This is a genomic window from Kineococcus vitellinus, from assembly GCF_009906315.1.
GTDB classification, from domain to species: Bacteria; Actinomycetota; Actinomycetes; order Actinomycetales; family Kineococcaceae; genus Kineococcus; species Kineococcus vitellinus.
Map to the genome: position 1 here is coordinate 1 of NZ_JAAALL010000178.1, position 9,377 is coordinate 9,377.

Annotated in this window: 9 protein-coding genes; 3 read left to right on the forward strand and 6 right to left on the reverse strand. The window is 76.0% G+C overall.

Translation table 11 applies throughout. From position 1 onward, the window contains the following. Positions 1 to 99: 99 nt before the first annotated feature. The 5 genes from GTQ99_RS15085 to GTQ99_RS15105 form a co-directional block, all read right to left on the reverse strand. A complete protein-coding gene (locus GTQ99_RS15085) occupies positions 100 to 555 on the reverse strand; it encodes a GNAT family N-acetyltransferase (RefSeq protein ID WP_166616561.1) in 456 nt (151 codons plus the stop codon). Next, positions 552 to 1,838: an adenylosuccinate synthase gene (locus GTQ99_RS15090; RefSeq protein ID WP_166616562.1), complete on the reverse strand. Its 1,287-nt coding sequence runs from the start codon at positions 1,836 to 1,838 to the stop codon at positions 552 to 554. The genes GTQ99_RS15085 and GTQ99_RS15090 overlap by 4 nt, the downstream gene beginning before the upstream one ends. A 111-nt stretch (positions 1,839 to 1,949) precedes the next feature. Beyond that, complete coding sequence (locus tag GTQ99_RS15095; protein WP_338075018.1) at positions 1,950 to 3,002, reverse strand: NAD(P)/FAD-dependent oxidoreductase; 1,053 nt, start codon at positions 3,000 to 3,002, stop codon at positions 1,950 to 1,952. Then, on the reverse strand, positions 2,999 to 3,418 hold the full coding sequence (locus tag GTQ99_RS15100) for a DUF3151 family protein (protein ID WP_166616563.1): 420 nt from the start codon (positions 3,416 to 3,418) through the stop codon (positions 2,999 to 3,001). The genes GTQ99_RS15095 and GTQ99_RS15100 overlap by 4 nt, the downstream gene beginning before the upstream one ends. Continuing rightward, the gene (locus GTQ99_RS15105; RefSeq protein ID WP_166616564.1) at positions 3,415 to 5,892 is read right to left on the reverse strand and encodes an ATP-binding SpoIIE family protein phosphatase; all 2,478 of its coding nucleotides are present in this window, start codon (positions 5,890 to 5,892) and stop codon (positions 3,415 to 3,417) included. The genes GTQ99_RS15100 and GTQ99_RS15105 overlap by 4 nt, the downstream gene beginning before the upstream one ends. Before the next feature lie 213 nt (positions 5,893 to 6,105). Between GTQ99_RS15105 and GTQ99_RS15110 the strand changes: the two genes are divergently transcribed. Next, positions 6,106 to 6,516 (forward strand): STAS domain-containing protein, encoded by a 411-nt coding sequence (locus tag GTQ99_RS15110; protein ID WP_205707544.1) that lies wholly within the window; start codon positions 6,106 to 6,108, stop codon positions 6,514 to 6,516. A gap of 99 nt (positions 6,517 to 6,615) precedes the next feature. Here the strand turns inward: GTQ99_RS15110 and fbaA are convergent, their stop codons facing one another. Next, on the reverse strand, positions 6,616 to 7,638 hold the full coding sequence (gene fbaA, locus GTQ99_RS15115) for a class II fructose-bisphosphate aldolase (RefSeq protein WP_166616565.1): 1,023 nt from the start codon (positions 7,636 to 7,638) through the stop codon (positions 6,616 to 6,618). Between the two features lie 154 nt (positions 7,639 to 7,792). Between fbaA and GTQ99_RS15120 the strand changes: the two genes are divergently transcribed. Next, positions 7,793 to 8,371: a type 1 glutamine amidotransferase domain-containing protein gene (locus GTQ99_RS15120; RefSeq protein ID WP_166616566.1), complete on the forward strand. Its 579-nt coding sequence runs from the start codon at positions 7,793 to 7,795 to the stop codon at positions 8,369 to 8,371. Positions 8,372 to 8,376: 5 nt separating this feature from the next. Further along, positions 8,377 to 9,375, forward strand: a complete 999-nt coding sequence (locus GTQ99_RS15125) for a TIGR03557 family F420-dependent LLM class oxidoreductase (protein WP_420814569.1) — start codon at positions 8,377 to 8,379, stop codon at positions 9,373 to 9,375. The last annotated feature ends 2 nt before the right edge of the window (positions 9,376 to 9,377 follow it).

Here is a 9,377-nt window from a genome sequence, read left to right on the forward strand (position 1 = left end):
GAGCAGGTCGAGACGAGCCCCGACCCCGCCCCCTGAGCTCCTGTGGATGAGCGGTGATCTTCCACGGTGCACCGTGGAAGATCACCGCTCATCCACGGGTCAGGCGGAGGCGGTGGCGCGGCGCAGCATGGGCACGTGCGGGATGCCGTCCTCCAGGTGGACCGGGCCGTCGGCGGTGAACCCGAAGCGGGCGTACCAGTGCTCCAGATGCGCCTGGGCGTCCAGGACGACGTCCAGGCCGTCGAGCAGCTCCAGCGCCCGGGTCATCAGCCGCGCCGCGGCACCGGCGCCCCGGGAGGCCGGCGCGGTGGCGACCCGGCCGATGCGGCCGCGGCCGTCGGGGTCGCGCAGCACCCGCAGCACGGCCGCGACCGTGCCGTCGGGGGCCTGCGCCCACACGTGGAGGCAGTCGGGTTCCAGGTCGCGGCCGTCGAGCTCGGGGTAGGCGCACTCCTGCTCGACGACGAACACGTCCACGCGCAGCCGCAGCAGGGCGTACAGCACCGCGGGCGGGAGGTCGGCGAGCGCCGCCTCCCGCAGCTCCAGGGCGCTCACCCCAGCAGGTCGTGGCGCACGACGGTCTGCTCGCGGTCCGGGCCGACGCCCACCGCGGAGATGCGCGCGCCGGACAGCTCCTCCAGCGCCTCGACGTAGCGCTGGGCGTTCTTGGGCAGGTCGGCCGTGGAGCGGGCCGAGGAGATGTCCTCGCTCCAGCCGTCGAAGTACTCGTACACCGGGGTCGCGTGGTGGAAGTCGCTCTGCGACATCGGGATCTCCTCGTGGCGGACGCCGTCGACGTCGTAGGCCACGCAGACCGGGATGCGCTCCCAGCCGGTGAGGGTGTCGAGCTTGGTGAGCACGAAGTCGGTGACGCCGTTGATGCGGGCCGAGTAGCGCGCGATGAGCGCGTCGTACCAGCCGGTGCGGCGCGGGCGGCCGGTCGTGGTGCCGAACTCGCCGCCGTCCCGGCGCAGCTTCTCGCCGTCGGCGTCGAGCAGCTCGGTCGGGAAGGGGCCCTCGCCGACGCGGGTGGTGTACGCCTTGACGACGGCGATGATGCGGTCGATGCGGTTCGGCGGGATGCCGGAGCCGGTGCAGGCGCCCGCGGACGTGGCGTTCGAGCTCGTCACGAACGGGTAGGTGCCGTGGTCGATGTCGAGCATCGTGGCCTGCCCGCCCTCGAAGAGGACGATCTCGTCGCGGTCCAGCGCGCGCGCGAGCTCCAGGCTGACGTCGCGCACCATCGGGCGCAGCCGCTCGGCGTAGGACAGCAGCACCTCGGTCGTCTGGTCCACGGAGACGGCGCGGCGGTTGTAGACCTTCACCAGCAGGTGGTTCTTCTGGTCCAGGGCGCCCTCGACCTTCTGGCGCAGGATGCTCTCGTCGAAGAGGTCCTGCACGCGCACCCCGACGCGGTTGATCTTGTCCGCGTACGTCGGCCCGATGCCGCGGCCGGTGGTGCCGATCTTGCGCTTGCCGAGGAAGCGCTCCGTCACCTGGTCCAGCGCCCGGTTGTAGGGGGCGATGACGTGCGCGGACGCCGAGACGAGCAGCTTGGAGCAGTCGACGCCGCGGGCGGTGAGCGCGTCGATCTCCTCGAAGAGCACGCCCGGGTCGACGACGACGCCGTTGCCGATGACGGGCGTGACGCCGGGGGTGAGGATGCCCGAGGGCAGCAGGTGCAGGGCGTACTTCTCGTCGCCCACGACGACGGTGTGGCCGGCGTTGTTGCCGCCGTTGAACTTCACAACGTAGTCGACGCGGGCGCCGAGGGCGTCGGTGGCCTTGCCCTTGCCCTCGTCCCCCCACTGGGCGCCGACGAGCACGATCGCGGGCATGAGACCCCCTGCTTCCTCGGTGACACGACTGTCCGGGTGCTTCCCGGCCGCGCGGACCACCCGGAGGGGGTCGCCGCAGACCGGACGAGACTACCGGCTGCGGCGGCGCCCTCAGCGCGCGAAGCGCTCCGCCAGGTGCCTGCCGAGCGCGGTGCCGGACTCCCACGCCGTCTCCACCCGGGAGCGCTCCCCCCACGCGTCGCCGCACACGGCCATCGAGCTGGCCTCGTCGAAGCCGAACGGGGAGTCGGCGTGCTGGCGCAGCGGCTGGGCCAGCGACCAGCGGTGCGCCCTGCTCCAGGACGGCGGCGGGGTCGGCTCGCCGGTCAGCAGCGGGCCGAGCTCCTCCAGCACCGGCGCCACCGCGGACGCCGGGGCGTCGAGGTGGTCGCCGGAGAAGTCCGCAGCGGTGTGGGCGACGAGGACGGGCGCGCCGTCGCCGCGCCGGGCGCCGTCGTCGGCGAGGAAGACCAGCAGGTCGGAGTCGTTGACGAAGGCGCCGTCGAAGTCCGGCCACCACCGCTGCGGCCAGGCCGCGTAGACGGCGATGCACGGGCGCCAGTTCCAGCGCGCGGAGACGTCCAGGCGGGTGGCGACCATGCGCGGCAGCAGGTCGGCTGCCTGCGGGTCGGGCATGGCCAGCACGGCGGCCGCCGCGGGCCGGCCGTCGACGAGCGCGCCGTCGGCGGTGGCGTCCACGGCCTCCACGTCCAGGCCGCTGACGAGCTCCAGCGGTGCGCGCCCGGGCGGGGCCAGGATGTCGTCCAGCAGCGAGCGCAGCCCGCCGGGGGCGCCCCAGCGCACGGGGCCCGGCCGGCCGCGCTCGCCGAGGCGGGCGCCGTCGCGGGCGCGGCCGGAGACGCTGTGGAAGGCGTCCGTCCACGGCCGCGCCAGCCCGCGCGCCTGCCAGTCGGCGACCTGCGCGCGGAAGCCGTCGCCGGAGGCGGTGAAGTAGGAGGCGCCGAGGTCGGCCACGTGCACGCCCACCGCCGTCTCCACCCGGCGCCCGCTCATCCGCCCGCCGGGGCGGCGCCCGCGGTCGAGCACGCGCACCGGCACGTCGGCGTCGGCCAGCGCGCGCGCGCAGGCCAGCCCCGAGATGCCGGCGCCCACGACGACCACGGGCACCTCGGGGGTGGCCGCGCGGGCGGCCCCGGGGCTCACGAGGGCAGCAGCTCGCGCGCGGCGACCGGGTCGCAGTCGGCGAGGAACTGCCGGCAGCGGTCCGCCTCGACGCCCTCCCCGATGGCGGCCGCGGCGCGCTGCAGGGCCGCCAGCGCCCGCAGGAAGCCGCGGTTGGGCTCGTGCGACCACGGCACGGGGCCGTGCCCGCGCCAGCCGGCGCGGCGCAGCGCGTCCAGGCCGCGGTGGTAGCCGGTGCGGGCGAAGGCGTAGCCGGGGATGCTCTCCCCGGCCACCAGCGCCTGCTCGGCCAGCAGGGCCCACGGCAGCGAGGCGGCCGGGTGCTGCGCGGCGACCTCGGTCGGCGCGGTGCCGGCGGCCAGCGCGGCGTCGACGGCCTCGTCGGCGGGCAGGTGGGTGGGCGGCGGTCCGCCCAGCAGGTTGGTGCCGGTGCTCACGAGCTCGTGCTCCTCTCGTCCCCGCCGGCGGGCCCGGCCGGGATCTCGACCCAGACGATCTTGCCCCGCCGGGTGCGCACGGTGCCCCAGCGCCCCAGCGAGGCGACCAGCCGCATGCCGTGCCCACCCGCGCCGTCGGGGCGGGCCTCGACGACGGCGGGTTCCTCGGGGCTGTCGTCCTCGACCTCGATGCGCAGCGCACCGGGCAGGTCGAACAGCCGCAGCCCCACCGTCCCCCAGCCGTGCAGGACGGCGTTGGCGACCAGCTCGGAGACGACGATCTCGGCGCGCGGGCCGATGTCCAAGCCCCAGACCGCGCACGCGCGCAGGGTCGCGTGGCGCGCCTTGCCGACCGAGGACGGCTCGGGGGGCAGCTGCCAGCGCCGCCGCCGCGGGGTGTCGGCGGTGGGCAGCGGCCCGCCCGCGAGCTCGGACTCCTCCGGCACCCGCACGACGACGATGGCGGTGTCGTCCTCCGGGGACTCGCCCAGGCCCTGCAGCAGCTCCTCGCCGATGCCGGCGGCGTCGCGGGCGCGGGAGGTGGCCAGCAGCTCCACGAGGACCTCCAGGCCGTCGCGCATGGGCCGGCTGCGGGTCTCGATGAGGCCGTCGGTGTAGAAGACGAGCACGTCACCGGGGCCCAGGGCGCGCTCGCGGGTGGGCCGGGGGCGCTCGCCGAGCCCGACGAGGGTGCCGGTGGCGTCGCTGAGCACGTCCACGCGCTGCGGGCCCCCGCCCTCGCCGCCGCGGCCGCGGCGCAGCAGCGGCGGTAGGTGCCCGGCGCTGGACCAGGCCATCTCCCAGCCGCCGTCGTCCAGGCGCTGCAGGGTGGCGTAGACCAGGCTGGCCATCCGCCGCACCCGCATGCCGGCGGCGAGCTGGTCCACGCGCATGAGGACGCTGCCGGGGTCGTCGAGGTCGTGCGCGGCCGAGCGCACCACGGAGCGGATCTGGCCCATGGCGGCGGCGGCCTCGACGTCGTGGCCGACGACGTCGCCGATGACGACGCCCGCCACCGCGGAGCCGCCCTCGGGGGCGGGCAGCACGTCGTACCAGTCGCCGCCCACCTGCGCGGCGTCGGCGTTGGAGGCGTAGAACGTCCACACGTCCAGGCCGTCGATCCCGTCGATGCCGGACTGGTCGGGCAACATGCTGCGCTGCAGCGTCTCTGCCAAGGCGTGCTCCCGTGCGTGCAGTCGTGCGTTCTCCACCAGCAGCCCGGCCCGGCGGGCGGCCCCGCCGAGCACGGTGGCGTCGCCGTCGCGCAGCCCGTCCTCGCGGGGCAGCACGACGAGCGCCCCCACGACGTCCTCGCGCCCGCGCAGCGGCAGCACCAGCGCCGCCGGGGAGGGCACGAGGGCGGCCAGCCAGGCCGTCGGGCTGCCGGGGGCGGCCCGGCGGGCCAGGTCGGCCAGCGCGGCCGGGCCGCCCGCGGCGTCGAGCAGCCCGTCGAGCAGGGCGTCGGCGGCGGGCGGGCGCTCCAGGCGCAGCCGGCGGCCGGCGAGGGCGTGCAGCTGCGCGCCGTGCGCGGCGACGACCTCGACCTCCGCGACCGGCCCGGCGGGGCGCTCGACGGTGAGGGCGACGAGCGCGGCGGCCACGACGTGCTCGCCGAGCGCCCGCACCAGCGCCCGCAGCCCCGCGGGCACGTCGTCGTCGGCGACCACGAAGGCGTCGAGCTCGCGCAGCACCTGCAGCTGCCGCTCGGTGCGGCGCTCGGCGGCGCGGGCGGCGCCGGTGGCGACGGCCTCGCCGGCGGTGCGGCCGGTGACGTCGGCGTGCCGGGAGAGCACGCCGCGCACCCGGCCGGCGCGGTCGCGCAGCGCGGTGGTGCGCACCTGGTGCAGGAAGCGGGTGCCGTCGGCGCGGACGTCGACGACGGTGGCGTCCACCGGCTCGCCGCCCCCCAGCGCGCGGCGCAGGCCGGAGCGCGCCGCGGCGAGCGGGGCGCCGGGGGCGTCCTCGACCGGGTCGGGCGCCTCCCCCAGGCAGCGCACCAGCCGCGCGGCGAGCCCGCCGAGGACCTCCGCGGCCGCGGTGCCGGTGGTGCGGGTGTAGCCGCCGTCGACCCAGTCGACGAGCGCGCGCCCGTCCCGCACCACCGACAGGGCCATCCCGGGGCCGGCGGCGAGCGCGGGCCCGGCGTGCTCCGGCCGCTGCTCGTCGCGCTCCGGCCCGGCGCCGCCCTCGGCGCGCAGCAGCGCGACGAGCAGCCGGCCGCGGCCGGCGACGCGGCCGGTCACCAGCCACAGGCCGCCGGGCAGCAGGGCGCCGGGCACGACGGCGCCCTCGCGCACGCGCTGCCAGGCGGGGTCCTCCGCCAGCCCGGCCTCGCGGCGGAAGGCGTCGAGGTCGGCGGGCAGCTCGTCGTCGGCGGCACCGGCCAGCGCGCGGGCGGCGCCGTCGGGGGCGTCCAGCAGCAGCACGGCGGCGGGCTCGCCCAGGGCGAGCGGCTGCGGGCTGCTGCCGGGCATGGGGGGCGGTGCTCCTCGGGTGCGTCGGGCGTCGCAGGTGCGCGGCGGCGACGCGGACCTCGGTGGCTAGCATGCAGGGGGGTCGGACGGATCGCGCGTCGAGGGTGGCGCGGGGGACGGCCGGCCCACCGCGCGGTGGAGGCCGTGCGGACGGACATCCGCTGCCTGCAGAAGCCGGGCACGGTGATGCTGCGTGCGGACTGCGGAGGAGCCATGACGAACGACGCGACACCGCCCGAGGAGGCGCCCCGGGTGCCCGAGGTGCGCTCGGTGGACCCCGGCTCGGTGCACGTGCTCTACGAACCGCGGGCGACGCGGGTCGTGCTGACCGGGGAGATCGACGCCGAGCTCGGCCCGGACCTGCTCGAGGCGGCCGAGGACGCCCTGACCTCGGGGCGGCCGCTGCAGGTCGACGCCCACCACGTGACCTTCATGGACTCGACGGGGCTGGCCTTCCTGGCCCGGCTGGCGTCGCGCTCGCGCGGGCGGCGCGTGACGCTCATCCGCCCGCCGGCGGTCGTGAAGTTCCTCATCGAGACGACGAACATCGTGCAGCTGCTCGACGTCGTCGACGAGGAGCCGGGGCTCAGCGCCGAGGACGACGACGGGCCGCAGCCGGCCTGAGGGCCCACCACCCGGCCACCACCCGGCCACCACCCGGCCCCGGAGGCGCGACGGCCCGGTCCCCCCGCGGGGGGACCGGGCCGTCGCGCCTCCGGGTGCTCAGCCCAGGCGCTGGCCGGCGCTGCGCAGCGCCTTCGCGGCCTCGACGACGCGGGCGGCCATGCCCGTCTCGGCGGCCTTGCCCCACACCCGCGGGTCGTAGGTCTTCTTGTTGCCGACCTCGCCGTCGACCTTGAGCACGCCGTCGTAGTTGCGGAAGACGTGGTCGACGATCGGGCGGGTGAAGGCGTACTGGGTGTCGGTGTCGACGTTCATCTTCACCACGCCGTAGTCCACGGCGTCGCTGATCTCCTGGTCGGAGGAGCCGGAGCCGCCGTGGAAGACGAGGTCGAAGGGCTTGTCCTTGCCGACGCGCGCACCGACCTGCTCTTGGATCTCCTTGAGGATCTCCGGGCGCAGCTTGACCCCGCCGGGCTTGTAGACGCCGTGGACGTTGCCGAAGGTCAGCGCGGTCAGGTAGCGGCCCTTCTCGCCGGTGCCCAGCGCGTCGACGGTGGCCAGCGCGTCGTCGACGGTCGTGTAGAGCTTGTCGTTGATCTCGTGGGCGACGCCGTCCTCCTCGCCGCCGACGACGCCGATCTCGACCTCGAGGACGACCTTGGCCGCCGCGGCCTGCGCGAGCAGCTCCTCGGCGATCCGCAGGTTCTCCTCCAGCGGCACCGCGGAGCCGTCCCACATGTGGGACTGGAACAGCGGGTCGCGGCCGGACTTCACGCGCTCGGCGGAGATGGCCAGCAGCGGGCGCACGAACCCGTCGAGCTTGTCCTTGGGGCAGTGGTCGGTGTGCAGGGCGATGTTGACGCCGTAGCCCTTGGCGACGTGGTGGGCGTACTCGGCCAGCGCCTGCGAGCCCAGGACCATGTCCTTGACGGTGGTGCCGGACAGGAACTCGGCGCCGCCGGTGGAGACCTGGACGATGCCGTCGCTCTCGGCCTCGGCGAAGCCGCGGATGGCGGCGTTGAGGGTGAGGCTGGAGGAGATGTTGATGGCGGGGTAGGCGAAGGACCCGGCCTTCGCGCGGTCCAGCATCTCGGCGTAGACGTCCGGGGTGGCGATGGGCATCGAGTGCTCCTCCGTGGTGGCGGCTCTGGCAGGGCGATCCTTCCACGGGCCCCGGCGCCGCGTCAGCGGCCCCGGGCGCGACCCCGGGCGGGACCCCGGGCGCGACCCGCCGGTCCGGATGCCGAGGCGGCGGGGCGGTGCGAGCGTGGGCACCATGACGGACAGCCAGACGGACAAGCAGCTGACGGGCCAGAAGATCGCGTTCCTCGTCGCTCCCGAGGGCATCGAGCAGGTGGAGCTGACCGAGCCGTGGAAGGCCGTGCAGGAGGCCGGGGGCCAGCCCGTCCTGCTCTCCACGCAGCAGGGGTCGGTGCAGGCCTTCGACCACCTCGACAAGGCGGACACCTTCGAGGTCGACGTCGTCGTCGACGACGCCAGCCCCAGCGAGTACGCCGCGCTCGTGCTGCCCGGCGGGGTGGCCAACCCGGACGCGCTGCGCACCAGCCGCTCGGCGGTCTCCTTCGTCGGCCAGTTCGCGGCCTCGGTGCGCCCGGTCGCCGCCATCTGCCACGCGCCGTGGACGCTGGTGGAGGCCGACGCGGTGAAGGGGCGGCGGATGACCTCGTGGCCCTCGCTGCAGACCGACCTGCGCAACGCGGGCGCGCAGTGGGTGGACGAGGAGGTCGTCGTGGACCGCACCGGCCCCGGCCCGCTCATCACCAGCCGCAAGCCCGACGACCTGCCGGCGTTCTCCAGGACGCTGCTCGAGGTCCTCGCGGAGGCGCGCTCGTGAGCGCCGTGCGGATCGGCTACACGTGCATGGGCGAGCAGTCGGACCCGCGCTGGCTGGTGCGCGACGCGCGGGCCGCCGAGGAGGCCGGCTTCGACAGCATCGCCTTCTCCGACCACATCTCCCCCTGGCTGACGACGCAGGGGCACGCCCCCTACACGTGGTCGGTGCTGGGCGCGGTGGCGGCGACCACCTCCCGCGTGGAGCTCATGACGTACGTGACGTGCCCCACGCTGCGCTACCACCCGGCGGTCGTGGCGCAGAAGGCCGCGACGGTGCAGATCCTCTCCGAGGGGCGCTTCGTGCTCGGCCTGGGCTCGGGGGAGAACCTCAACGAGCACGTGGTGGGCCACGGCTGGCCGGCCGTGGAGGAGCGCCAGGACATGCTCGTGGAGGCGCTGGAGATCATCGGCACCCTCTTCGACGGCGAGCTGCTCACCTACGCCGGCGAGCACTTCCGCGTGGACTCCCACCGGCTGTGGGACCTGCCCGAGCACCGGGTCCCGATGGCGGTGGGCGTGAGCGGGCCGAAGTCGGTCGCCCGGTTCGCGCCGCTGGCCGAGCACCTGGTCGCCGTGGAACCGGACGCCGACCTCGTCGCGGGCTGGGACGGCGCCCGCGAGGCGGGGCAGCAGCCCGCCCGCAAGATCGGGCAGATGCCGGTGAGCTGGGACCGCGACCGGGACGCGGCGCTGGAGCGCGCCCACGAGCAGTTCCGCTGGTTCGCCGGCGGCTGGAAGGTGAACGCCGACCTGCCGACCACGGCGGGTTTCGCGGGCGCCGGCCAGTTCGTGCGGCCCGAGGACGTCGCCGCGCAGATCCCCTGCGGCGACGACGTGGAGGCGGTCGTCGAGGCCGCCTCGGCCTACTTCGAGGCCGGGTTCACCGACCTCGCCCTGGTGCAGGTCGGCGGCGAGCAGCAGCAGCAGTTCCTCGAGGCCGCGGCCTCCGAGATCCTGCCCGCGCTGCGCGAGGCGGCCCAGGGCGACGACCCCTCCCCCAGCTGAAC